Source organism: Bacillus cereus group sp. MYBK95-2 (genome assembly GCF_051915225.1).
GTDB lineage: Bacteria > Bacillota > Bacilli > Bacillales > Bacillaceae_G > Bacillus_A > Bacillus_A cereus.
Map to the genome: position 1 here is coordinate 1 of NZ_JBQAEH010000012.1, position 26,579 is coordinate 26,579.

Sequence of the window (26,579 nt, forward strand, 5' to 3'; positions counted from 1 at the left end):
AGATAAAGGTTCAGTAGAGATTACAAAAGTAGACAAAGAAAGTGGCGCAGTATTAGCGGGCGTAACATTCGAAGTGCAAGATGAAAAAGATAAAGTAGTAACAAAAGTAACAACAGATAAAGAAGGAAAAGCAACAATTTCAGATTTACCAGTAGGAAAATATAAGCTAGTAGAGGTAGAAAGCTTACCAGGATATAAAAAACTAGCGAAACCAGTATCGTTTGAAATTAAAAAAGGTATGACAGAAGTTTTATCACTAAAAGTAGAGAACGAATTAGTAGATAAAGGCTCAGTAGAAATTACAAAAGTGGACAAAGAAAGTGGCGCGTTATTAAAAGGCGTAACATTCGAAGTGCAAGATGAAAAAGGCAAAGTAGTAACGAAAGTAAAAACAGATAAAGAAGGAAAAGCGAAAATTTCAGATCTATCTGTAGGGAATTACAAACTAGTAGAAGTAGAAAGCTTACCAGGCTACAAAAAGCTAACAGAGCCAGTATCATTCGAAATTAAAAAAGGTATGATAGAAGTCTTATCATTAAAAGTAGAGAATGAACAGTTAGACAAAGGTTCAGTAGAAATCACAAAAGTAGATAAAGATAGTCAAAAAGTATTAGAAGGCGTAGTCTTCGAAGTTCAAGACGACAAAGGAAAAGTAGTAACAGAAGTAAAAACAGATAAAAATGGTAAAGCAAAAATCTCAGACTTATCTGTAGGAAAGTACAAATTAGTAGAGAAAGAAAGCTTACCAGGCTACAAACAATTAACAGAACCAGTATCGTTTGAAATTACAAAAGGTATGACAGAAGTTCTATCATTAAAAATAGAAAATGAAATGGTAGATACGGGAAATGTAGAAATTACAAAAATAGATAAAGATAATAAGGCACCGTTAGCAGGTGTAGTCTTTGAAGTACAAGACGACAAAGGCAAGGTAGTAACGAAAGTAACGACAGATAAAGCTGGAAAAGCAACAGTTTCAGATTTATCAGTAGGAAAGTACAAGCTAGTAGAAGTAGAGAGTTTACCAGGCTACAAAAAATTAGAAAAGCCTGTACCATTTGAAATTACAAAAGGTATGACAAAATCTTTAGCGTTCACTGTAGAAAATGAAATGGTAGATACGGGGAATGTAGAAATCACAAAAATAGATAAAGACAGTAAAGCACCATTAGAAAATGTTGTATTTGAAGTACGTGACTCAAAAGGAAAAGTAGTTGCGAAAGTAACGACGGATAAAGAAGGAAAAGCAAACGTTTCAGATCTATCAGTAGGAAAATACAAATTAGTAGAGACGAAGAGCTTACCAGGTTACAAAAAGTTAACGGAACCAGTATCATTCGAAATTACAAAAGGTATGACAAAAGTCTTATCATTGAAAGTAGAGAACGAACAGTTAGACAAAGGTGCAGTGGAGATTACAAAAATGGCCGCTGAAAGCAAGGAAGTCTTATCAGGAGCTGTGTTTGAAGTTCATGATGAAAAGGGAAAAGTAGTAGTGAAAGTAACAACAGATAAAGATGGAAAGGCAAAAATCACAGATCTATCTGTAGGTAACTACACACTAGTAGAAGTAGAAGCACCAAAGGGATATGAAAAATTAACTAATCCAATTCCATTTGAAATTACAAATGGAATGATAAATGCAGTTCAATTAGAAGTATTAAACAAATTGAATCATTTAGCACCACCAGGTCCAGAAACACCAGATCCAGAAAAGCCTGGAACACCAGATCCAGAAAAGCCTGGAACACCAGATCCAGAAAAACCTGGAACACCAGATCCAGAAAAGCCTGGAACACCGGATCCGGAGAAACCTAGAACACCGAATCCAGAAAAACCTGGAACACCAGATCCAGAAAAGCCAGCGACACCGAATCCAGAGAAACCTGAAAAAGAATTACCGAAGACAGGGCAGAAAATGCCTGTGGAACCATATATGGGAGCACTTCTTGTAATGATGAGTTTTGGGTTACTCGTATTAGGTAGAAAACAGCAGAGATAATAAAGGTGAAAAGGTATCCTCAAAGTATTTGAGGATACCTTTTTTAGCATAAAAAAAGCATCTAGCAAAAGTACTAGATGCAAATAAAAACACAAGGGAAGACAAAATTCTTCCCTTTTCCCGTATGTAATTATATCAAAAAATTTATAAAAAACTAGCTATATTTAAAATATAATTTTTAAAAAAGTTATATACATAAATAATTGCAATACGCGCAGTTTTATCTTTCTGAAAAATCCATTTCTTTAATTTCGAATATTAAGACTAATGTTGATAAATCTTCAGATAATTAGAAAAAATACCCAAAAGGATATATAATATTGCTTAATAAATAATTTTAATGAATTACATATATTTCATTTGGTGTATTAATTGAATATCATAATTTTAAATTTTATTAAGCAAGAATCTCGGTTACTTATTGCATTTCTAACATAGGGTGAGATAGAAAAATACAATAGTGTGGAGGTTTTTATAATGACGTTTGTTCTTAGTAAAATGAATGGGTTTAGCATAGAAGAAAAGGTACATGAATTTGAATCTAAAGGATTCCTTGAAATCTCAAATGAAATCTTTTTACAAGAGGAAGAGAATCATCGTTTATTAACACAAGCACAGTTAGATTATTATAATTTGGAAGATGATGCGTACGGTGAATGCCGTGCTAGATCTTATTCAAGGTATATAAAGTATGTTGATTCACCAGATTATATTTTAGATAATAGTAATGATTACTTCCAATCTAAAGAATATAACTATGACGATGGCGGGAAAGTTAGACAGTTCAATAGCATAAATGATAGCTTTTTATGCAATCCTTTAATTCAAAATATCGTGCGTTTCGATACTGAATTTGCATTTAAAACAAATATAATAGATACAAGTAAAGACTTAATTATAGGTTTACATCAAGTAAGATATAAAGCTACTAAAGAAAGACCATCTTTTAGTTCACCTATTTGGTTACATAAAGATGATGAACCAGTAGTATTTTTACACCTTATGAATTTAAGTAATACAGCTATTGGTGGAGATAATTTAATAGCTAATTCTCCTCGGGAAATTAATCAGTTTATAAGTTTGAAGGAGCCTTTAGAAACTTTAGTATTTGGACAAAAGGTCTTCCATGCCGTAACGCCACTTGGAACAGAATGTAGTACGGAGGCTTTTCGTGATATTTTATTAGTAACATTTTCTTATAAGGAGACAAAATGAGAGAGAATAAAATAATTATGATTTCTGGAGCCAATAGCGGTATAGGTCATGCTTGTATAAAATACTTTTTAGAAAAATCATTTTATGTAATAGCGCTTGATATTAATAATAATAATTTAATAGATTATATGAAAACAGATATGCCTTTGAAAGTAGTGCAAATTGATTTAAGTAATAGCGAAGCGATTCATAATCTTTTTACTCAATTAGATTTAGAAAAGCTTTCTCCTGATATATTAATAAATGCAGCTGGTATTCGAGAGATAACACCTGTTTTACATTTATCCGATGATATGTTTAAAAAAGTAATTGATGTAAATTTAGTAGCCCCATTTATCCTTTCTAGGGAAGTAGCTAAGCGATGGTGTGAATCGAAAATAAAAGGTTGTATTGTGAATATAGCATCGGTTTCTGGATTAATGGCTGAACCAGAGCGAGCTGCTTATGTTGCATCAAAGCATGCTTTAATCGGATTGACTAAACAGATGGCTATGGAATTTGGGAAGCAAAATATAAGGGTAAATAGTATTTCTCCCGGTGTTATTAGAACTGAACTTACAGAAGAATACTTTAGTAATAAAGCCTTGATGTCTATGATAAAAAGTAATCAATCTTTAGATACTTGGGGGTTGCCGCAGGATATTGTTTCATGTATTGAGTACTTGATTTCTGATCAGGCCCGCTTTATTACTGGTTCTAATTTTGTAATTGATGGTGGTTGGACTGCTGGGAAAAATTTATAATTGAGTGTTTTTGAGGAAAAGCACCTGTCCTTTTTTTAGGCTGGTGTTTTTCTCACTATAAACCGAGTTTTTATTGGAGGGGGATTAATTTGCTTCAAAAGAGTTTTAAGCAAGAGAAAACGGTACCGGCCTTAAAGATGATAGCATCAATGGTTATCTTTGGATCAGTTGGATTTTTTTCGGTTCAAACAAACTTACCTTCGTTTGAATTAGTGTTTGTAAGGTGTATTTTTGCGACAATATTTTTAAGTGTATGCTGGTTGCTTACAGGGCAATATAAACAAGATAAATGGGAACGAAAAGAAGTTATTCAAGTTTTAATATGTGGCTTTTTCTTAGTATTTAATTGGGTTTTCTTATTTAAAGCCTTTGAAAATATGTCAGTTACAATTGCTATATCAGTTTATCATCTTGCACCAGTAATTGTACTGTTAATTGGAAGTATCGTCTTTAAAGAAAAATTAACATTCATATCTATCATTTCAATAATTGTGTGTTTTGCAGGAGCTTTATTAATTGCTGGTATTGATGGAAGCTTCTCTGTCGGCTCATTAATGTCTTCAGGTATGATATGGGGATTTCTTGCGGCTCTCTTTTATGCATTTACAACTTTATTTGGTAAAGGGATTAACAAAATGAGTGCGTATGCAATGACATTTTTACAAACATTCTTGGGGATATTTCTTTTAATACCATTTATAGATTTAGATGCTTTTAGTGGCCTCACTCAAAGTAATTGGACATATATTATAGCTACTGGTTTTATTCACACAGGGATAGTATATTATCTGTTTTTTGATAGTTTACGCTATTTATCTACAAAAACCATCTCAATATTAGTTTTTTTAGATCCGGCAGTGGCAATATTATTAGATACTGTACTTACTGGATTCCGTCCAACTTTAATGCAAATAACAGGAATTCTTTTTATTTTTATTGGCATGACTTTAACATTAAAAAAATCTAAAGATAAAAAACTAAGCCAAAAAGAAAAGCGAATTGAAAGCGATGCTAGTATATCTCAACAATAATGAAATATATTGTGTATAAAACGATAAACCTTGCATGAATCATGTAAGGTTTATTTTAGTTCAATATAATTCATATTTATAATACATAATTTTCAAAACTGAGGTATGTGTTTCTTTAATATGCTTTTGATTCAACTATTTTTATTTGACTATAAATTTACAAAAATGTATATAAAACCTTATTTTTTGATAATATATAAGTAATAAATTCATAGAATTGGAGTGATGAGATGCAGCCGTTAGAAAGGGAGATTCATTCTAATATGCTGAAAGTGTGGAGGATGCACGCTTTAATTGGGGCGGTAGTTATACTAACAGTCGTAATTGCGTATTTCTTTTTTATGATTAACTTTAACTGGTGGGGCTGGTTGTTCGGACTATTAGTAACAGGAGCTATTACATTTATTCCCCTTGATTATTTTGTGTTTCCAAATTTACGTCAACGCTATTATAGTTACAGATTAAATGAAGAAGAGATTGAGATTCAAAAGGGAATGTTTGTTGTAAAACGCGTACTTATTCCGATGATCCGTGTGCAGCACGTAACGATTGAGCAAGGGCCGATCATGAGAAAGTATAATTTAGCAGAATTACATATTTCAACAGCCGCAACTTCTCATAGTATTCCAGGTTTAACGAAAGAAGAAGCAGAACAGCTGAAAAGACAAATTGGAGAACTTGCGAAAGTGAGTGATAAGGATGTATAAGAGGCAACATCCGATTACGATATTGTTAGGTATTAGGATTGCGAGTTTGTTGCCACTTATTATTCTTGTTTTATTTAAACCTGATGAACAAGTGGAACCTTGGTATTTATTTTATCTTTTTCTTCTGGTTGTTTTATTCATCATGGCTATTTTTTCAGCAATTAAATGGTATTTTAAAGTGTACTGGATTGAGAATAATATTTTACATATAAAGCACGGTGTTTTTGTAAAGAAGGAAAGCTATTTAAATAAAGAGCGTGTACAAAATATTAGTACGTCTTCTAACATCATTTATCAAATGCTCGGACTTATGAAGTTAAATATAGAAGTAGCCGGTGGTGGTAATGAACCAGAAGTGATGTTGGCTGGTATTAAAGAAGACGAGGCAAAACATTTAATTTCTTTATTACATAAGAAAGAAACTACTGTAAAAGAAGAAATAGAAGAGGAAGAAAGCAAGACGGTTTATCAGTTAACAGCGAAAGAGGTTTTAGCCGCAGCGATTACATCTGGTCGGTTCGGACTAGTGTTCTCTGGGCTAGTACTTTTTTACACAAAGTTTGATTTTGTTCTTCCTGAAGGATTCACAAGTAAAGTAGAAGCGTATGTGATGGGAAACGGTGTTTATAAACTAATTGTAATTGCATTAATTTTAATGGCAATTTCGTGGATTATTTCCACGGCTGGATATGTGTTGAAATATGCAAACTTTAAAATTGAGCGAAAAGGGGAAGAGATTCGTATCATTCAAGGATTATTTGAAAAGAAAGAGTTTGTCTTAAAATTGCACCGCATTCAAGCGATTACTGTAAAAGAAGGTATGCTTCGCCAGCCGTTTGGCTATTGTGCTGTTGAAGTGGAAGCAATTCAAAGTATTGGAGCAGCAAGTAACGAAGTAATGTTGCATCCATTTATGAAGAAAAAAGATGTACAGCACCTGATCACATATTTAGAGTTACCATATGAAATCGAAGCGGAGATCGTTTACTTACCAAAAACAGCGTTGCGTCGTTATTTCATTATGGGCTGGTTAATAAGTATCATACTCACAGTTCTAATTGCCAGCGTGAGTATATATTTTAAACAATATATTGCGTTGTTTGTTATTTTACCGTTATTTATCGTGTTTTCGTTACTTGCGTATGCTAGATATAAAAGTGGCGGTTATGAATTAAGAGAAAATCAACTAACGGTTGTATATCGTAATTTTTCGAAATATACAGGAATAATGCGAAGAAGACATGTTCAAGCAGTAGGTTATAATCAATCGTATTTTCAAAGAAAAGATGAATTATGTACAACTCTTGTAGCGGTAGCTGGGCGGGGTTATGAAGTAAAGCATATGAGAAAAAAAGATTCACTTCGTATATATAATTGGTACAAAGAAAAAGGAAACACCGGTGTGTAATGGTGTTTCCTTTTTGTTATTAAATGGATATCTTTAGTCGAATCGTTGATATATTTCAAGATATGATAGATATATTCGGAAAATCGTTGATATATTTCAAGATGTGATAGATATATTCGGAAAATCGTTGATATATTCAAAGATATGATAGATATATTCGGAAAATCGTTAATATAATTTCACGTACTGTTAGTGTTGTATTATGTTTTAATTAAACTAACACATCAAAAGTAGTCACAAAAGATGGACGAGAGAAAATACTCTTTTGCTGTTCCGCATGTGGATGCGCTGGAGCTTGTCCTTCTGCTTGCGTGGGACGTTTTTTATGAGCGTTTTCGAATGAACGTGATTCTGTCCAGTCTTTAAAGTTTTGCTCTGTTTCCCACATCGTTAAGATGACGTATGTATCGTTACTTAATGGGCGTAGAACACGGATCGCTTGGAATCCTGGTTCGTTTTCAATAAGGCCTGCGCGGTTTTTAAAACGGTTTTCAAATACAGGGCGACCTTCGTCTGTGACAGAAATGTTGTTACAAACGATATAGCCAGGTTGTCCTTTAAATTCACCGACAGCATCTAGTACGTCATACTGAAGTGAACCTTCTACAGATTCTTCTGTATTTTCTTTATAAAACATATTTTTTTCATCATTTTTTGCAGTGAAATGTGCTTGTTCTAGAGGTGTTTCGTATGAAATAATAGCCTTCATTTTAATGCCCCCTTAATAGTTTGTTTCTATTATATCAACTCTCTTAAAAAACTTCGAAGATTATATACATAAAGATACTTCTTTTTCAAATAATAAATGTACCATCATTTGGAAAGAAGGACGATGTATGAAGAAAGTAAAGTGGACTTTATTAGGCGGCGTCGCAACGTTCGTAGTAGCGATTGTAATCTATAAACTTATCGTGTTAGCTGGTGGCTATATGATGGATGAAAAGCAGCTCGTTTTCCACTCTTCATCACGTATCGTTGACCAGAAAGGGAAAGAAATTACGAAATTATACGTAGAAAATAGAGAGCTCGTACCAATCGAGCAAATTCCGAAGTATGTGCAGCAGGCGTTTGTTGCGGTGGAAGATTCTCGTTTTTATGAGCATCAAGGGATTGATTATCCGTCTATATTCCGTGCTCTTTATAAAGATACGTTAGCTGGAGAAAAGGTAGAGGGCGGTAGTACCATTACGCAGCAACTCGCTAAAAACGTCTTTTTAACTCGTGAAAAAACATTTACGCGCAAATTGAAGGAAGTCGCAATTTCTCTTCAATTAGAGCAAAAATATACGAAGCAACAAATTCTTGAAATGTATATGAATCATATTTATTTTGGTCATGGGGCTTACGGCATTCAAGCGGCAGCAAAGTTGTATTTTAATAAAAATGTTGAGGATTTAACAGTAGAGGAGGGGGCAATGCTTGCAGGCCTTCCGAAGTCACCAAACGGATATTCACCGTACTATTCTGCAGAGAAGAGTAAGGAACGCCGTGATCTAGTGTTGTCACTTATGCATAAACAAGGCTATTTGACTGCAGAAGAAAGCGTTCGTTATCAAGGGAAGACAATTGCTCTATATAAAAATTTAGATGAGAATGAGCTTGCATATATGCCGTATATTGATATGGTCATAGATGAAGCCGCTCGTTTATACGGATTGTCTCATCAAGAAGTACTTCGCGGAGGATATACGTTTGTCGTACCTATGGATGAAAAGATTCAAAAGGTAGCATATAACCAGTTTCAAGATGCAAGGAATTTCCCTGGGAAAGAAGAGGGGGCGCAAGGTGCTTTCTTATTAATGGATAATCGTACGGGAGGGATTAAAGCGGCGATTGGGGGAAGAAAGTACGTCCCGAGAGGATTTAATCGTGTTTTTGCCAAAAGGCAGCCTGGATCTGTTTTAAAACCACTTATCGTTTATGCACCAGCACTAGAAACGAAAAAGTATAATCCGTATTCTTTATTAACGAATGAAAGAAATTCTTTTGAAGGGTATGAACCTCGAAATTATAATCATGAGTATTCAAAAGAAATGACGATGTATGATGCGATTTTAGAGTCGGCAAACGTACCGGCAGTTTCTTTATTAAATGAGTTAGGGGTAGAAGAAGGAAAGCAATATTTAGAAAAAGGGAATGTTCATATTGCAGATGCTGGTTTAAGTACAGCGCTTGGCGGATTGAAAAATGGCGTTTCAACATTTGATCTTGTAAAAATGTATCGTTCATTTTTAGCAAATGGAAATATTATCGAGCCGCACGTTATTGATAAAGTATTAAATAGACACGGTGCAGTCATTGGGGAATCTCCAAAAGTAGAGACAAAAATCTTCTCGAAGCAGACAGCATGGTATATGACGAAAATGTTAGAAGGAGTTGTGAAGGAAGGAACAGCGAGAGTTGGTGTATATAACGGTGCGTTAGCTGGAAAAACGGGTACAACTTCATTGCCAAATGACGATAAGGGAGCAAGAGATATGTGGTTCGTCGGCTATACACCAAACTTAGTAGGCGCTGTTTGGATTGGTTATGACCGCACGGATAAGGAGCATCAGTTGCAAGGAGAAAGTGCATCTGCGACAAAATTGTTTAAGAAAATTTTAACGAAGGCTAATGTAGAACATAAAGAGAAGTTTATGAAGCCTGAAGGTGTGGAAACAATCGGCGCTCCGATTCGGCTGCGCAAAATTGAAGATGTAAAAATGAAATTATCATTTAGCCCTTTCGGTTTATTTAAAGCAAAATTAAGCTGGACGCCACTTCCAGATAACAGAATTATGTACCGAATCTATAGAGTGGAGAACGGAATTCATACGCATGTTAGCACTGTAAATGGTGCTGGGGAATATGAGGAAAAGTTCGTTAACATATTTTCAAAACCGAGCTTTTACGTTGTACCATATAATACACAAACGAATCGTGAAGGAGAAAAGTCAAAAGTAGCTAAACCATAGTTTTTCTCTGTGTTATAATAAGAATGTTGTGAAAATAGTAAGCGTTTTTAAGAATGTTTGTGTCAATTTAATGAACAACGTACATAATATTATGCATTTTGTTTTTACAAGCTGTATAGTAAAAAAAGATAAATATCGAACGTATTCGAAGCATTGGTAAGGAAGGGAGCAAGGGTCTTGGTAAGAACTATAAATGAGACATTTTTAAAAGCATGTAGGGGGGAACGTACCGATTATGTACCAGCATGGTATATGCGTCAAGCAGGTCGTTCACAGCCGGAATATAGAAAGATTAAAGAAAAGTATTCTTTATTTGAAATTACACACAATCCAGAGTTATGTGCTTACGTTACAAAATTGCCGGTTGATCAGTATAACGTAGACGCAGCAATTCTTTATAAAGATATTATGTCACCACTACCTGCAATTGGTGTGGATGTAGAAATTAAATCAGGTATTGGCCCAGTTATCGATAACCCAATCCGTTCTTTACAAGACGTAGAAAAACTAGGGGAAATCAATCCAGAAGATGACGTACCGTACATACTAGATACAATTCGTTTATTAACGACAGAAATGTTAGACGTACCGTTAATCGGTTTTTCAGGAGCTCCATTTACATTAGCGAGCTATATGATTGAAGGCGGTCCATCTCGTAACTACCATAATACGAAAGCGTTCATGTATGCAGAGCCGAAAGCTTGGTTCGCTTTAATGGATAAACTAGCAGATATGGTTATTACATATTTAAAAGCGCAAATTAACGCAGGAGCAAAAGCAGTTCAAATTTTCGATTCTTGGGTTGGAACAGTAAATGTAGCGGATTATCGCGTATTTATTAAACCAGCAATGGAGCGTATTTTTGCAGAAGTTCGTAAGATGGGTGTTCCAATGATTATGCACGGCGTAGGAGCTGCACACTTAGTGAATGAGTGGCACGACTTACCGCTTGATGTAGTCGGCTTAGATTGGCGCTTACCGATTGAAGAAGCACGTGCACGGGGCGTTCATAAGGCGGTACAAGGTAATATGGACCCTTCATTCTTACTTGCACCATGGTCTGTTATTGAAGAACATGTAAAAGGTATTTTAGATCAAGGGATGAAACAGCCGGGTTATATCTTTAACCTAGGTCACGGTGTATTCCCAGAAGTAAATCCAGATACATTAAAACGTTTAACTACATTTATTCATGAATACTCTAAAGGGCAGTTAGCGAAGTAAAGGAGCATTGCTGTATGAAAAAGAAAATTGGTTTGCTTGTAATGGCATACGGAACGCCATATAAAGAAGAAGATATTGAACGTTACTATACACATATTCGTAGAGGAAGAAAGCCAAGTCCTGAAATGCTGGAAGATTTAACAGAGCGTTACCGTGCAATTGGTGGTATTTCTCCTTTAGCTACTATTACATTAGAGCAAGCTAAGAAGTTAGAGAAGCGTTTAAATGAAGTACAAGATGAAGTAGAGTACCATATGTATCTTGGCTTAAAACATATTGAACCGTTTATTGAAGATGCGGTGAAAGATATGCATAACGACGGAATACAAGATGCAATCGCACTTGTTCTTGCACCTCACTATTCTACGTTTAGCGTGAAATCATACGTTGGACGAGCACAAGAAGAAGCTGAGAAACTTGGAAACTTAACAATTCATGGCATTGATAGCTGGTATAAAGAGCCGAAATTCATCCAGTACTGGGTCGATGCAGTGAAAGGTATATATAACGGTATGTCAGATGCAGAGCGTGAAAAAGCAGTATTAATCGTATCTGCACATAGCTTACCAGAGAAAATTATTGCAATGGGCGATCCATATCCAGATCAATTAAATGAAACAGCGGACTATATCGCGCGCGGAGCTGAAGTAGCAAACTATGCAGTAGGCTGGCAAAGTGCAGGAAACACACCAGATCCTTGGATTGGTCCAGATGTACAAGATTTAACGAGAGAACTAAATGAAAAGCACGGTTATACTTCATTCGTATATGCACCAGTTGGATTTGTTGCGGAACATTTAGAAGTTTTATATGACAACGACTTTGAGTGTAAAGTTGTAACGGATGAAATTGGTGCAAAATATTATCGTCCAGAAATGCCAAATGCATCGGAGGCATTTATTGATTGTTTAACAGATGTTGTATTAAAGAAAAAAGAATCTGTACTGTAAGAAGAAAGGAGGAGCCTGCTTGAGGAAAAAAGTTGTGATCGTCGGCGGAGGCATCACTGGATTAACAGCAATGTATAACTTACAAAAAAATATTCATGAAAAAAACTTGCCGATTGATACATTACTTATAGAAGCATCGGGTAAACTTGGCGGAAAAATTCAAACCGTTCGAAAAGATGGATTTACAATTGAGCGCGGACCAGATTCTTTCTTAGCACGAAAAGAAAGTGCAGCTAGATTAGTGAAAGAATTAGGTCTTGGCGATGAACTTGTAAATAATCAAGCCGGTCAATCATTTATCCTTGTAAACAATCGGTTACATAAAATGCCGAATGGATCAATGATGGGAATTCCAACGCAAATTACGCCGTTTCTATTTTCCGGGCTGTTCTCCCCAATTGGTAAACTAAGAGCTGGCTTTGATCTATTAATGCCGAGGTCAAAGCCAGTATCTGACCAATCACTCGGACAATTTTTCAGACATCGTCTTGGAAACGAAGTGGTTGAAAACTTAATAGAGCCGTTACTATCGGGTATTTATGCAGGGGATATTGATGAAATGAGCTTAATGTCAACATTCCCGCAAATGTATCAAATTGAGCAGAAACATCGCAGTATTTCACTCGGTATGCGTACGCTCGCTCCGAAAGAAGAGAGAGCTGAACCGAAAAAGGGAATGTTCCAGACAGTGAAAACAGGTTTAGAATCTATCGTAAAATCTCTCGAAGTAAAGATGCATGAAGGTACGATAATAAAGGGAACTCGCATTGAAAAAGTTGCGAAACAGGGTGATGGTTATACGATTACTCTTAGTAACGGAAAAGAAATAGAAGCGGACGCCATCGTAGTGGCAACTTCGCATAAAGTATTGCCGTCCATGTTTGCTCAGTACAAGCAGTTTCGTTTCTTCCGTAATATTCCATCCACATCCGTTGCGAATGTGGCACTTGCTTTCCAAAAGTCTGCAATCCAGCGCGATATTAATGGTACAGGATTTGTCGTATCACGAAATAGCGATTACACCATTACAGCATGTACGTGGACGCATAAAAAATGGCCACATACAACGCCAGAAGGAAAAACACTCCTTCGCTGTTACGTTGGACGTGCTGGTGATGAAGCGGTTGTAGAACAAACTGAAGAAGAACTCGTTCAGCTCGTACTAGAAGATTTAAGGAAGACGATGGATATTACAGAGGATCCAGAGTTTACAATCGTAAGTCGCTGGAAAGAAGCGATGCCTCAATATACAGTGGGCCATAACGAGCGAATGAAAAAGCTCACAACATTTATGGAGAAAGAGTTGCCAGGTATATACTTGGCAGGTAGCTCCTATGCTGGTGCTGGACTTCCAGACTGTATGAATCAAGGTGAGGAAGCTGCAAAGCGTGTATTATCTCATTTGGAGAAAGTAATAGATGCTGAATTAATCGCACAATAAATTATAAGAAACGCCTTCAATCATATTGAAGGCGTTTCGTTTATTATATAAAATACTTATTCGCCAATAAACATATATAAGTTATTTGGCTTTATAACAGCATCTCCTGCATAAATAACCCACTCTGTTAAGTTATCAAAATCTAAATGATAACTATTTCCTTCACTCATATCTTCTATAAAATATGGTTCATTAATGAGTATTCCTTGAATGAAATCTTCCGTAATGTTTTGCATTTCAAACCACATATGTTCGCTTTTACCCTCTTCATAGGAAACACCAAACTTAGCGAGAAAACGAAACTCTTCATTGGATTTTTCAATTTGAAAAATGTTGCTGAAATACCCGAAAGTATTTTTCGCATTATAAGCCATACGATCGGTTTCACTATTTGTTTTATAGAACATGAGCCCTGTAGCTTCCTCGTGTTCTTTGAAAAAACTTTCAATATATTCTTCTGAAGTATTAAATTTGAATAAGAGAACGGATGGAGATTGATGGTATTCATCTCGGGCATCCATTCCGCCTAAGAATGTATTTTGTGCATCTATTGGCTGTAATTTCACTTCTTCATCCTCGATTGAAGATAATTGGTCCATACTCGTTTTATGCCCTATATAAGATAATCCTTTCTCCCACGGAACAGCGACTGTATGTATAGAACCTTGCTGACTATGCGCGATAACGATAGGCTCATTCATAGGGACTTGTCCATTCTCAACGGCATTATTAGCAAATGTTTGAAAGAGATCGCCAATGCCGTAGTAGGAAGAAATACGATTTGGAATAATTAACTCTATTTCAGTTACGCCCGCTCTTAAAAGGCCGTGTGTATGAAACCAATATTGCGTAGGCTCGCCTTCTTTATCGTCTTCATAAACGGAATGAATAACGTATAAGTCAGGAATGTCAGGTAATAATTCATTTTCAACGTGATATTCAATATAGTTTCTAGATATCACTTTCATTGCTGCACTTGAATCGATTACAAATAACAAATCTGGGGCGAGGTTCCATAAAAATTGTATTTGCTGGAAAAAGCAGTCGAGTACATCGCCTACAAATAGCGTACGAGTGAAAATTTCAGTACCGAAAGCCGCATCTTCAAAATTACGATCTACGATTGTAGAATCTTGTCTATTGTACATTTTATATTCTTCTGGGTCATTCGCCTCATCAATATGCAGTTCATACGGTATGATTGTTTCATCCATATGTAACTCAACAATAAGGCTTGTCTCATCACTATAAACAATTTTTAACTCATCAACTTTAGTAGCGATAGTTTCTAGCCGTTGTTTTAACTGCTCAATTGTAATTCTAGTTGGTATAACGGCAATCATATCTGAAAAATGACGTTCTAATGTTCCATTCATAGCTGCGCGGTATGTTTCTGTTTGCACTTCCATCCAATCACTCCTATTCAAATGAATCCATTTTACATGCCAATCAAATGTCGATATTTTCTGTTTTCTCTCTCTAACATTATAGAGTGCATTTGTAGAAGGTGTAAAATTATTATTTTGTATTATAGTTTGAAAGCTTGTAAATTAAATAAATCTTTTGTAAAATTTGTCGAAAAATAGTTCTATATAACGAATCATTTGTTATGATAGAAATGCTGAGAAAATATGAAATAGGGAGAGGAAAATGGCTGTGAAGAAATTGTTAAGCGTCTTTTTATCATTCTTGCTATTGCTTTCATTTACTGGAACTTTAGCGCAAGCAGAAGAAACTGCTTCTATGTCAGTAGAAAAAGCAATTCAAGTATTTAAGCAGCAAGGAAAAACGAAGGGGATTGTGGAAGGCTATATTGTCGGATATACGCAAAGTTCTTCTAAATATACGAAGGATCCAGCTAAGTTTGATGATACAAACGTAGCAATTGCAGATTCGCCAAACGAAACGAATCCAGACAAAATCATGCCCGTTCAGTTGCCAAAAGGTGATGTGAGAACGGCAGTGAATGTAAAAGATCACCCTGAAAATATCGGGAAGAAAGTTAGTTTGACTGGGACTCTTGAATTATATTTTAGTAACCCAGGCCTAAAATCAGTAACAGCTTATAAGTTTCAAGGTGAAGGACAGAATCGTGTTAGCGATGTAGTAGCTTCACCGAACGGCGGAGAAGTTGCTAAAGGAACAGCGGTAACATTAACGACGAATACAGAAGGCGCAACAATCTACTATACGTTAGATGGCTCTAATCCTACTAATAAAAGCGTTCTTTATAATGGACAAATTATAGTGAATGAAAATAGTGTAGTGAAAGCAATCGCAGAAAAAGAAGGACTTACTTCTTCAGCAATTTCGACATTTTCATTTATTATCGTAAATAATGAACAGGTTCGTATTCATGACATTCAAGGAAAATCACATATGTCTCCTTACAACGGGAAGAAAGTAAACAATGTGGAAGGCGTTGTCACAGCGCTTGATAAAAACGGCTTTTATATAGAAGATAATCAGCCGGATAATGATTCAGCTACTTCAGAAGGTATGTACGTATATAAAAAAGATGCGAATGTAGCAGTAGGAGATCTTATTCAAGTTGATGGAGTAGTAGAAGAATATGTTGGACCAGGATATGCAGAGCGATTTGAAACAGACTTAACGACGACAGAAATTAAGGCGAGTCGCGTTGCTGTAATCGCAAAAGATCAATCTTTGCCGGCACCGATTGTACTTGGGGAAAACGGTGTGAAAATCCCAGACCAGATTATTGATAATGATGCATTCGGTTTATTTGATCCAAATGAAGATGCAATCGACTTTTATGAAAGTATAGAAGGTATGCGTGTTACGATGCCAACACCAAAAATTATTGCACCTCAGAAAAACGGAAATTTATATGTAACAGTAAAAAATGGTGGAGATAAAGTAGTAACACAATATGGCACACCTCTATTAGATGAAAATCAATTAAACCCAGAGCGCCTTTCTGTAAAAGTACCTCGTGATTATGTAGCAAAAGTAGGAGATACTTTCACTGGAGATATAACAGGGGTAGTAGGATATGATTACGGTTCTTTCCGTATTTCGCCAATAACAGAACTGCCAGCTGTAGTGGATGGTGGATTTAAGCAAGTAGGCGCAAATATTCAGCCACGTCTTGATAAGTTAACGGTTGCTACATATAACATTGAAAACTTCTCAGCGAATAAAAAAGAAACAACAGATGAAAAGGTAAAAGCGTTAGCGTATTCTATTAAATACAACTTAAAAATGCCAGATATTATCGGTGTAGAGGAAATGCAAGATAATAACGGATCAATTAATGACGGTACAACAGATGCGTCATTAAGCGCAAAACGTATCATTGATGCAGTGCTAGAAATTCGTGGACCGAAGTATGAGTATGTAGAAATCGCTCCAAACAATAATCAAGACGGAGGAGCACCAGGAGCGAATATTCGCGTCGGCTTCTTCTATAATCCATCACGCGTGAAATTAGCGACGGTACCAAAGTTACTTGATAAAAATGTTGTTCGTATTGGAGACGAAAATCCATTATTTGAAAGTACACGTAAACCGTTAGCGGCAGAATTTACGTTCCAAGGACAAAACATTGTTGTCGTTGCAAATCACTTAAACTCAAAACTAGGAGATGCAACGCCATTTGGAAAAGTGCAGCCGCTCGTATTAAAAAGTGAAGACAAACGAATTCAGTTAGCACAAGAGGTAAATCATTTCGTTCAAGGAATTCAGAAAAAGAATACGAATGCACCAGTTGTCGTGTTAGGTGATATGAACGATTTCGAATTCTCTAAACCACTAAAAACACTAGAGGGAACAATCTTAAAAGATATGTTAAACACAGTGCCAAAAGAGAATCGTTACACGTACATTCACGAAGGAAATGCACAAGTGTTAGATCATATTTTAGTAACAAATAATATCGCACCACACACAATTGTAGATCCAGTGCACTTAAACTCAAATATAATGAAAGAGCACGGACGTGTAAGCGACCATGACCCAGTACTTGCTCAAATTGATTTGAAGAAAGCTTCTTAAAGAAAGGAACGCTTAGGTGACTAAGCGTTCTTTTTTTGCATCGTTATAGAATAGTATAAAGAGATGATTCCTTTTTTTGTAATCTAATGATAAAATTGATTGAATATTTAGTTTTTCAATAAGGAGGACAACAATGCAGTTACAAATAAATGGAAAGGTAATGAATCAGTTTGCAATTTTTTTTAGTACGATCGTCATGCTTCAGTTTGTAGCTGATATAACAGGACTTACAAGCAATCTAGATATTACGTATAACTTAATACATACTGCAACTTCTTATATAACATTTAGTTTGGCGGTTATTTTCACTTTAATAGGTGCAAGAAGAGAATTAAGTAAATATGCAATTGTTTCATTATGTTTAGTAGTAGTGATTAAAGCGATTTATTTTGTAGCGGTTGTTATTTTATGGGGATTGGCTGGTACACCGTAAGTGAATAGTAAATAAAACCCTAATTTCCAATATAGTAAGGAAATTAGGGTTTTATTATACTTGAAACGCCTTTCTACACCGCTCTCTTTTTTGCAACCTTCTTCTATATTTTTTTCTATCACGTTTTACTCCTTGTATATACATGATTAAGCTAACGAGGAGGAAGAAGGCACATTGTATTGTCAAAATATATGGTGACATGCCATGCAGCGGCTGCCTTGGATCATATAAATGAATAGGTGCTCCGCCTATTGTAGGGAGTACCGTATTTAGCAGGACGTAAGGAATAGAGGTAGTTGCAAATGGAAATAGAAGCGCCATATAGTCCTTTTGGGACCATGCAGATGCAGCAAGTCCTAAAAGAGCCATCAAACCTGCAAATAAAAAATTAATTCCGATATATACAGCAATGTAAGTGATGGGAGAAGTTTCATATAAGTTTGCGAACATCCCGTTATCATTTATAATGCCTGAACCAGCCGTTGGTACTCCGTCTGGAATGGTTAATTTGCAAAATAATAACGATAAGATGAATGGAAATGTATAAAGAAGTCCGCCGCAAAAAAATGTAACGATATATTTCGTTACTGAATAAGAAAATAAAGAAATTTCTTTACTGACAAACGGTTTAAAACCATCGGACTTATCCGAGTTATAACTTGTACTAAAGGGAAGACTTGCAATAACTGGCATTAATAATAAATAAACATCCATTTCATTTCCACGAAATCCAATCCATTTAATATCCGTCGATATAGGTCCATTCGCAGCGTCTCCTAAATAACGAATTACATAATAATAATGATAAATACAAATAAGAACAAATCCACTAAACATAATAATTAAAGAAACACGATTACAAAAAGCTTGCTTTATATTTAAACGAAGCGCACGCATCATGACTGAAAAAGCCTCCACTATTTTGATAAACTTGTCTATTTTCTATATTACTATTAATTGTAAAGATTTTCTTGTTTTTTTATTTGATTATTTGAAAAAGAGGAATTTTGTTGTTGTGAAGTAAGGTTTAGCTGAAATTAATTTTTCTAAAATATGGTTGACAATTAAGTATTACATTTGTAATCTTAATTATAGATTACAAATGTAATACTTAGGAGTGAAACATACGATGACAAATCAATTACCTAAAATATCTGAAGCGGAATTAGAAATTATGAAAGTACTTTGGTCGAGTTCTCCGCAAACAGCGAATGAAATTATAGAAGAACTGGAAGATGCAATGGACTGGAAACCGAAAACAATCCGCACATTAATTAATCGATTAGTACAAAAGGAAGCCGTTTCTTACCATCAAGATAAAGGGCGTATGTACGCTTATTATCCGTTAGTATCACAAGATAATTATTTGCAAGTGGAAACGAAATCTTTACTAAAACGTTTTTGCGGTGCAGCGTTTAAGCCATTACTTGTTAATTTCTTAAAAGAGGAGAAATTATCTTCAGAAGATATTAATGAATTAAAACGCATTTTAGATGAGAAGACAGAGGAGAATAAGAGGAAGGATCGATAAAAATGATAGACACGCTTATAAATGTATACCTTCCTCATTTTTTTGATTGGCTTATAGAAACGTCACTTATGGCTAGCATATTAGTCGGATTTATTTTATGTATAAAAGTTCTATTTAGAAATAAATTAACCCCCCGGTGGCAATATATGCTGTGGATCGTATTAATGATAAGACTCCTTTTACCGTGGTCGCCAGATAGCTCTTATAGCATTTACTCATTACTTTCTTATAGTTCTAGCGTATCGGAAGTTATTCCAAAAAATATGCCGGCTACTGAGAATATAGTAAACATAGAAAGCGACCGTAAAGTGGAATTGGAATCAAATTCTAAAATGGTGACAAAAACTAGCGAACCGGAAGTAAAAGTCAGTTCGGAAAAACAGACTACATTTTCTTTATACCAACTTGCTTTGTATGTTTGGCTAGCTGGGGTAATCGTATTAGCAGTCATAACGTTTCTTACAAATAGACGTTTATATTCGTACATAAAGAAACAACCGGATATTACGGATGAACAGGTCGCTACAGTGTTTAATCGCTGTAAGCAATCTATGAAAATGAAGAAGGCAGTTTCGTTACGTCTAGCGGGAAAGATTGCGAGCCCAACTGTGTTTAGTTTCTTTCGTCCGAAAGTATTACTATCAAAAAAACATATGAAAGTATTAAATAAACAACAATTACAATATGTCTTTTACCATGAGTTAGCTCATATTAAGAGAAACGATGTAGCTGTAAATTGGATTATGTACAGTTTAATCCTATTAAATTGGTTCAATCCGATTCTTTGGTACGCCTATTTTTGTATGCGAGAAGATCAAGAATTAGCCTGTGATGCATATGCACTTACTTTTATAGATAAAGAGGAACAAATTGCATACGGACATACAATTATTACCCTTCTACAACACTATTCCTATCAAGTACCAAGCCTAGCAAATTTAAGTAGAAATAAACGAACACTAAAAAGGAGAATCGTTATGATTAAAAAATTCCAAAAGAAATCGTATCGCCTTTCTTTACTTGGGATTATTGCTATAGTTGCTATAGCATCCCTTTCTTTATTCAACGCACGTACAACGGAAGGAAAAGAAAAGCAAGAGGATAAAGTAGAGCAGTCAAAGGATGCTTTCCAAAATGCTGTAGATACATTATTTGGTACAGAGGAAAAGGCGAGAAAAGAGTGGGGAATGTCAAACTGGCAATATGAAAACCGAACAGCCTTTTTATATCATGCTGAAAAAGCTTTAACAAAGGAAGAGTTTGAGAATTATGTGCAGTTATATAAAGAGGTATTACAGATCGAGAAAAAAGGATTAGTTAGATTAAACTTACCCGAAAATTTCCAAGGGGATATAAAAGAGGTGAAAGAAGAGCGCTTAAGTACAGAAAATCGTGAAAAATTAAAAGAAATTCGTAATAAAACAACTCCTTATGAGGATAAGGTAGGGAAGTATTTAACATATACAGTTGAAGAAGTGCAGCAACATGTTGATTTCCAAATTAAGAGGCCAACTTATACAATTAAAGGATATACCCAAAAAGACGAAAGGGTGAATTATTATCTTAAGATAAAGCCGGAATTCACTATTGAATTAGAATATACGAACGGAAAAGGAAATTATACAATTTCTCAATCGCAAGTTTTTGGGGAAAGCAAAGACCCATTTAGCCACCAGTTTGTAGTGCCTGAAAATATAGAACAGTACGAACTAGAAGGGAATCAAATATTCTACGCTACTCATCACTCGGATAGTAATTTACAAGGTATGAAGATGATTGTTCCAGCAAAAGGGAAAAATAGTGCATACCAAATCGTTATTATTAATCATAGTTTAGAGAACCAAGGAGAAGCAGTATTCGATAAGAATGTAAATAAAGAAGAATTAGAGAAAATTATGCTTTCTATGTTGAAATAGCAAAAAGGTGTTCTTAAGATGTATATCTCTAGAACATCTTTTCCTTTTCTCTTTTCTTCTGATAAACTATGGAAAGTATGATATAACTTGACTGAAATCTTTTATACTGGAAATAATAAAAAGAGAACTTGTATAGAATGTAAGCGTGTGGTAATATCAAAGATGTACTGATTGACTATATTATCCAATTGGTCATTTTTGGAGGTGACAATGTGGCGATAGATCGAAAACGTTCTATTATTGAAGCTGCAACAAAGTCTTTTTCAGCGTTCGGTTATAAAGCAACAACGATGGATCAAGTAGCGAAGTTAGCGAATGTAGGAAAAGGAACGATTTATACTTTTTTCAAAAATAAAGAAGAGCTATTTGGTGAAATTATTTCTAATTTAATTACAGAAATGAAGCAAGTTGCAGAAAGTGCAATTCGTTCAGATGTTTCATTTTTTGAAAATGTACATAGAGCATTATATAGCATCTTGGAATTTAGAAAAGAACATCAGCTCATGATTAAATTAATTCAAGAAGAGCGCGATATGGGAACGAAAGAAGTACAAGAAGTTATGCAACAAGTTGATGTGGAAATCGTTTCTGTTATTCAATCGTATTTAAAGATTGCGATTGAAAAAGGTGAAATTAGCAAATGTGATCCAGAAATTACAGCATTTATTATGCTGCGTCTATATGTATCGCTTATTTTTGATTGGGAAAAAAATCACGAACCGCTAGAAAAAGAAAAAATTGCAGAGTTATTTGAACTTTATTTATTAAAAGGATTGTCAAACTAAGATAATCCTTTTAATTTTATAAAAAATGACCAAATGAACAATACGGTCATATATTTAAGTTAAGGGGGGATATAGAAAAATTATAATCATAATAAGAAAAAGTTGCATAGTAATAAATTCAGGGATAAGGCATATGTATGAACAAGTATAGCCTTTTTGTTTGGGTAAAAATGACTATATGAACATTTTGGTCATTTTATAAAAAGGGGGAGAAATTATGAAAGGGAATCAGTTACTTCGGAAAGAGTTCACGGAAATTATAAAAAGTAAAAAAATATTAATTCCAATTATTGCGGTCTTATTCGTACCGATTTTATATGCAGGGATGTTTTTGTGGGCCTTTTGGGATCCGTATAAACAGTTAGATGACTTACCAGTTGCAGTAGTCAATTTAGATAAAGGCGCAGTATTTGATGGGAAACCAATTGAGGTCGGAAAAGGGCTCGTTGATAATTTAAAAGATAATAAAAGTTTTAAATGGGAGTTCGTAAGTGAAAAAGAAGCGAAGAAAGGAATGGAAGGTAGAAAGTATTACATGTTAGTGCGCATTCCAGATGACTTCTCAAGTAACGCTACAACGTTACTAAAAGACAATCCAAAGCCATTAAACTTAGAGTACATTCCAAATGAAAGTTTAAACTTCTTATCTTCACAAATTGGAGGAACAGCCATTGAAAAGATTAAAACTGAAGTATCAAGCACGTTAACGAAAACATATGCAGAGAAAATGTTCGATTCTATTAAAGACGTCTCAAAAGGATTAGCAGATGGAGCGGAAGGGGCAAGTAAACTACACGACGGATCAAGTGAGCTGCATGATGGTTCAAGTAAAGTGACGGATGGCCTTCATACACTTCAAGGGAAGTCTGGGGAGATACAGACAGGTGTAGGGAAACTATTTGATGGATCTGGGAAAGTAACAGCAGGTTTAAATACGTTAAATAGTAAAACAAGTGAGATGCAAGCAGGTATCGGAAAATTAGTAGATGGATCAGGAAAAGTAACAGACGGTTTAAATACGTTAAATAGCAAAACGGGTGAAATGCAAAAAGGAATTGGTGAATTGCATGATGGATCTGAGAAAGTGACCGGTGGTTTGAACAAATTAGTAAGTAAATCCGGTGAATTAAAAACAGGAACAACGGATCTATCAAATGGTATGGAACAACTGGTTGGGGGACAAAACCAATTAGAGGTAGCTTCTCAAAAAATTGAAAAGGGTTTGCAAGATTTAAATAGTAAAGTGAAAAGTTCTGCTGCAGGTTTAGAGGAAATACAGTCGAAAGGCCCTTCTATATTGAATACAGTAAATGAGAAAATAGATGGAGCTGGGGCGAATGTAAATCAGTTAAATGAACTTACACAATCAACAGCAGGAGATGCCAAAAATGCAGCACAAGAGGTAGCGAATTTACAAAAGCAAATTGAAAGTTTACCGAAAGAATATCAAGAGCAGTTACAACCATTCATAACAAGTGCTGTAAAAAGTACAGCGACAGTTCAGCAAAAAGCTGCCGGAGTAGCAGGTGGAACAAATAAATTAAATGAAGAAGTAAAACAATTAAAAAGCGAAATAAATCAAAAAACAGGTGATGGACAAAGCAAACTGCCGAATGCAGCGGAATTACAATCCTTAACTGCTGGTATTGAGCAATTATCCAGTGCACAAAAAGGATTTGTTGAAAAATTCCAAGGGTTTGGTGCGAAGTTAAATACTGCTAAAGAAGGCGCAAATAAATTTAAAAACGAGTCTGGTCAATTAATAGATGCGATAAATCAATTAGCAGATGGCTCTGGTCAAGTAACAACAGGCTTAGACACATTATCTGCAGGAGCAAATCAAATGGCAGGTGGTGTCAATCAATTAGCAGATGGATCAAGCCAAGTAACAGGCGGCCTAGGTCAATTATCTGCAGGAGCAAACCAAATGGCAGGTGGAGTCAATCAATTAGCAGATGGATCAAACCAAGTAACAGGCGGTTTAGGTACATTATCTGTAGGAGCAAATCAAATGGCAGGTGGAGTAAATCAATTAGCAGATGGCTCCGGTCAAGTAACAACAGGCTTAGGCACATTATCAAATGGCTCAACCCAGCTAATCGACGGAGTAAATAAACTAGCAGACGGATCAGGAAAAGTAACTGATGGACTAGTGAAAGTAAACGATGGTTCAAGTGAACTTGCAGAGAAACTTGGCGAAGGGGCAGAGAAAACTGGTGAAGTGAAAGGAACAGATAAAACGTATGATATGTTTGCAAGTCCTGTAAAAGTGAAGACGGAGAAAATGGCGGAAGTTCCTAACTACGGAACTGGATTTACGCCGTATTTCCTATCACTCGGTTTATTCGTTGGGGCATTACTATTATCAATCGTATATCCATTACGTGATACAGTAGGAGTTCCAAAATCAGGATTTAGTTGGTTTATTAGTAAGTTCGGTGTTTTACTATCAGTTGGTATTATTCAAGCGATAGTAGCAGATGTTATATTACTGTTCGGATTGGGTGTAGAAGTACAAAGCATTCCATACTTCATACTCTTTAGTATCATTACAAGTTTAGCATTTATCGCATTAATTCAATGTTTAGTAACAGCATTCGGTGATGCAGGCCGTTTTATTGCCATTATCACATTAATTATGCAGCTTACAACGAGTGCCGGAACATTCCCGCTAGAATTGATTCCGAAGTTTTTACAATCATTCAATGCTTGGTTACCGATGACATACTCTGTATCAGGATTGAAAGCAGTCGTATCGAGTGGAGACTTTGACTTCATGTGGCAAAACATAGGAATGCTCATGATCTTTATCGTTGTATTATCACTTGGAACGATCGCTTCCTTAACTTTGATGCACAAACGACAATTTAAAAATGTTGCTGAAAATCAATCGGTTGAAGCGTAGATAAAAGCACCTTTTTGGTGCTTTTTTATTTTAATAGAGGGCACATCTTTTCCTTAGTTCATCTATAAATCTTTCTAAAAGCTATAAAAACGAAAGAAAAGGAATTACAACAATTTACAGAGAAACATAGGGTAGAGGAGTTGATATGATGAAAGGCAATCTTACTTATTATTTTATCGTAAATCCGCTAATAATCTTTCTTGTTTATGCCCTTTCACCTATATTGTTTGATAAAGAAGTATATACAAGTATGAAAGATGCATTTGGAATACTTACATTCTATGTAGTAAGTCTATGAACGCTTCAACATTCGAACTTGTAATGTATCCAAGCGTTATATATTCATCTTCATAGTAAAATATTATTTTTTTGTCAAAGATTCTTCTCTTCGTTTCTATGGATAGAATTTTTTCATAATCAAATTCGGCAATGAATGTGTTTTTATATTGGCTAAAAAAGAGAAGTCTTTGATTAGTAGCAAGTAACATGCCAGGATACGGGACTTTATGCGTAATCATATAGCCAGTAAGTGAACATTTTAAAGTAGATAAAATCTTTTCTTCTTTATGTAATAGTTGTTTTGCAGCTGTTAAGATTGGATTCATTGCATACATTCCTTTTATTTTGATGTATGAATATTGTATCAAGAGTAAAAAGATTCTCAATATGTAATATTGCATATTGGCCGTTTTATAGTTTTAATATTATTTTTAAAAAGAAAAAGTACGAGGTGATTCAATGATACGGTTAGTAAAAGAGACTGATGCAGAAGCAATTATGAATATTAGAAAAGAAATTATATTATCGGAAACTACTACAAAATTTTTCATAGTATCCCCAAAGAAGTTACCGAATGATATGAATGCAGAAAGAGAAAAGATACGGAAAAGTAATGAGAAAGGTAATCTTTATATCGTGTATGAAGTAGATGGGAAGGTAGTTGGCTTTTTACTTTTCAACCGATATGAACTAGAACGGTTACAACACGCAGGCACAATGGGAATGGGGATTAAAGAGGCGTATTGTAATCAAGGCATAGGCACGAAATTAATTGAATTTCTTATTAGTTGGGCGAAAGGGCAGAAAGGTTTAGAAAAAATTTGTTTAGGTGTAGTTTCTGTTAATGATCGGGCAATTAAAGTGTACAAACGTATGGGCTTTGTAGAAGAAGGCAGACAACGAAAGCAAATTAAATATGAAGATGGATCATATGGAGATGACGTATTGATGGGGTTTTATATTGAATAAAGGATATATGGTATTAAGAAAAGGAATGTACATAACGTAAATTTCTAAAAGCAGTATATTGCCCCTGCA

General features: G+C 35.1%; 21 protein-coding genes. 17 read left to right on the forward strand and 4 right to left on the reverse strand.

Annotation, left to right across the window (positions count from 1 at the left end; genetic code table 11):
- From ACTFN4_RS26700 to ACTFN4_RS26725, 6 genes are all read left to right on the forward strand, one after another.
- Window positions 1-2,002: MSCRAMM family protein (locus ACTFN4_RS26700; protein ID WP_439963073.1), on the forward strand; the 2,002-nt coding region annotated here is incomplete at its 5' end.
- Window positions 2,003-2,479: 477 nt separating this feature from the next.
- On the forward strand, window positions 2,480-3,217 hold the full coding sequence (locus tag ACTFN4_RS26705; protein WP_000144813.1) for a 2OG-Fe dioxygenase family protein: 738 nt from the start codon (window positions 2,480-2,482) through the stop codon (window positions 3,215-3,217).
- Window positions 3,214-3,960 carry an SDR family NAD(P)-dependent oxidoreductase gene (locus ACTFN4_RS26710; RefSeq protein WP_001208949.1) on the forward strand — a complete coding sequence of 249 codons (747 nt, stop codon included), beginning with the start codon at window positions 3,214-3,216 and terminating at the stop codon, window positions 3,958-3,960. Before ACTFN4_RS26705 ends, ACTFN4_RS26710 begins: the two co-directional genes overlap by 4 nt.
- A gap of 89 nt (window positions 3,961-4,049) precedes the next feature.
- The gene (locus ACTFN4_RS26715) at window positions 4,050-4,991 is read left to right on the forward strand and encodes a DMT family transporter (RefSeq protein WP_000939625.1); all 942 of its coding nucleotides are present in this window, start codon (window positions 4,050-4,052) and stop codon (window positions 4,989-4,991) included.
- 230 nt (window positions 4,992-5,221) lie between these two features.
- Window positions 5,222-5,698 carry a PH domain-containing protein gene (locus tag ACTFN4_RS26720; RefSeq protein ID WP_001182728.1) on the forward strand — a complete coding sequence of 159 codons (477 nt, stop codon included), beginning with the start codon at window positions 5,222-5,224 and terminating at the stop codon, window positions 5,696-5,698.
- Window positions 5,691-7,106: a PH domain-containing protein gene (locus ACTFN4_RS26725; RefSeq protein WP_439963074.1), complete on the forward strand. Its 1,416-nt coding sequence runs from the start codon at window positions 5,691-5,693 to the stop codon at window positions 7,104-7,106. Before ACTFN4_RS26720 ends, ACTFN4_RS26725 begins: the two co-directional genes overlap by 8 nt.
- 211 nt (window positions 7,107-7,317) lie before the next feature.
- On the opposite strand, the gene hmoB is transcribed toward ACTFN4_RS26725, so the two are convergent.
- Window positions 7,318-7,815, reverse strand: a complete 498-nt coding sequence (gene hmoB / locus ACTFN4_RS26730) for a heme-degrading monooxygenase HmoB (RefSeq protein WP_000644062.1) — start codon at window positions 7,813-7,815, stop codon at window positions 7,318-7,320.
- A gap of 127 nt (window positions 7,816-7,942) precedes the next feature.
- On the opposite strand from hmoB, the gene ACTFN4_RS26735 reads away from it, so the two are divergent.
- The 4 genes from ACTFN4_RS26735 to hemY all read left to right on the forward strand — a co-directional run bounded on the left by ACTFN4_RS26735 (window position 7,943) and on the right by hemY (window position 13,675).
- Window positions 7,943-10,060: a transglycosylase domain-containing protein gene (locus ACTFN4_RS26735; protein WP_000756286.1), complete on the forward strand. Its 2,118-nt coding sequence runs from the start codon at window positions 7,943-7,945 to the stop codon at window positions 10,058-10,060.
- Window positions 10,061-10,237: 177 nt separating this feature from the next.
- The gene (gene hemE / locus ACTFN4_RS26740) at window positions 10,238-11,284 is read left to right on the forward strand and encodes a uroporphyrinogen decarboxylase (protein WP_000252605.1); all 1,047 of its coding nucleotides are present in this window, start codon (window positions 10,238-10,240) and stop codon (window positions 11,282-11,284) included.
- Window positions 11,285-11,298: 14 nt separating this feature from the next.
- A complete protein-coding gene (hemH, locus tag ACTFN4_RS26745; protein ID WP_000726779.1) occupies window positions 11,299-12,234 on the forward strand; it encodes a ferrochelatase in 936 nt (311 codons plus the stop codon).
- Between the two features lie 19 nt (window positions 12,235-12,253).
- Window positions 12,254-13,675 carry a protoporphyrinogen oxidase gene (gene hemY, locus ACTFN4_RS26750; protein WP_439963075.1) on the forward strand — a complete coding sequence of 474 codons (1,422 nt, stop codon included), beginning with the start codon at window positions 12,254-12,256 and terminating at the stop codon, window positions 13,673-13,675.
- A gap of 56 nt (window positions 13,676-13,731) precedes the next feature.
- Here hemY and ACTFN4_RS26755 read toward each other — a convergent pair whose 3' ends face one another.
- Entirely contained in the window at window positions 13,732-15,084 is a 1,353-nt protein-coding gene (locus ACTFN4_RS26755; RefSeq protein ID WP_137396443.1) for a DUF4026 domain-containing protein, read from the reverse strand.
- 241 nt (window positions 15,085-15,325) lie between these two features.
- Here ACTFN4_RS26755 and ACTFN4_RS26760 point away from each other — a divergent pair, with 241 nt between their 5' ends.
- On the forward strand, window positions 15,326-17,692 hold the full coding sequence (locus ACTFN4_RS26760) for a DUF6359 domain-containing protein (protein WP_137396444.1): 2,367 nt from the start codon (window positions 15,326-15,328) through the stop codon (window positions 17,690-17,692).
- A gap of 133 nt (window positions 17,693-17,825) precedes the next feature.
- Complete coding sequence (locus ACTFN4_RS26765; RefSeq protein ID WP_001176852.1) at window positions 17,826-18,125, forward strand: hypothetical protein; 300 nt, start codon at window positions 17,826-17,828, stop codon at window positions 18,123-18,125.
- A gap of 54 nt (window positions 18,126-18,179) precedes the next feature.
- Here ACTFN4_RS26765 and ACTFN4_RS26770 read toward each other — a convergent pair whose 3' ends face one another.
- A complete protein-coding gene (locus tag ACTFN4_RS26770; protein WP_000984146.1) occupies window positions 18,180-19,025 on the reverse strand; it encodes a membrane protein in 846 nt (281 codons plus the stop codon).
- 229 nt (window positions 19,026-19,254) lie between these two features.
- Here ACTFN4_RS26770 and ACTFN4_RS26775 point away from each other — a divergent pair, with 229 nt between their 5' ends.
- The 4 genes from ACTFN4_RS26775 (at window position 19,255) to ACTFN4_RS26790 (ending at window position 25,262) form a co-directional block, all read left to right on the forward strand.
- On the forward strand, window positions 19,255-19,656 hold the full coding sequence (locus tag ACTFN4_RS26775; protein WP_000184509.1) for a BlaI/MecI/CopY family transcriptional regulator: 402 nt from the start codon (window positions 19,255-19,257) through the stop codon (window positions 19,654-19,656).
- 2 nt (window positions 19,657-19,658) lie between these two features.
- Window positions 19,659-21,572, forward strand: a complete 1,914-nt coding sequence (locus ACTFN4_RS26780) for a M56 family metallopeptidase (protein WP_439963076.1) — start codon at window positions 19,659-19,661, stop codon at window positions 21,570-21,572.
- A gap of 212 nt (window positions 21,573-21,784) precedes the next feature.
- On the forward strand, window positions 21,785-22,357 hold the full coding sequence (locus ACTFN4_RS26785; protein ID WP_000963381.1) for a TetR/AcrR family transcriptional regulator: 573 nt from the start codon (window positions 21,785-21,787) through the stop codon (window positions 22,355-22,357).
- Window positions 22,358-22,574: 217 nt separating this feature from the next.
- Window positions 22,575-25,262: a YhgE/Pip family protein gene (locus tag ACTFN4_RS26790; protein ID WP_439963077.1), complete on the forward strand. Its 2,688-nt coding sequence runs from the start codon at window positions 22,575-22,577 to the stop codon at window positions 25,260-25,262.
- A 272-nt stretch (window positions 25,263-25,534) separates the two neighbouring features.
- Here the strand turns inward: ACTFN4_RS26790 and ACTFN4_RS26795 are convergent, their stop codons facing one another.
- Entirely contained in the window at window positions 25,535-25,867 is a 333-nt protein-coding gene (locus ACTFN4_RS26795; RefSeq protein WP_439963078.1) for a PH domain-containing protein, read from the reverse strand.
- Window positions 25,868-26,000: 133 nt separating this feature from the next.
- Here ACTFN4_RS26795 and ACTFN4_RS26800 point away from each other — a divergent pair, with 133 nt between their 5' ends.
- Window positions 26,001-26,510, forward strand: a complete 510-nt coding sequence (locus tag ACTFN4_RS26800; protein WP_000620469.1) for a GNAT family N-acetyltransferase — start codon at window positions 26,001-26,003, stop codon at window positions 26,508-26,510.
- The last annotated feature ends 69 nt before the right edge of the window (window positions 26,511-26,579 follow it).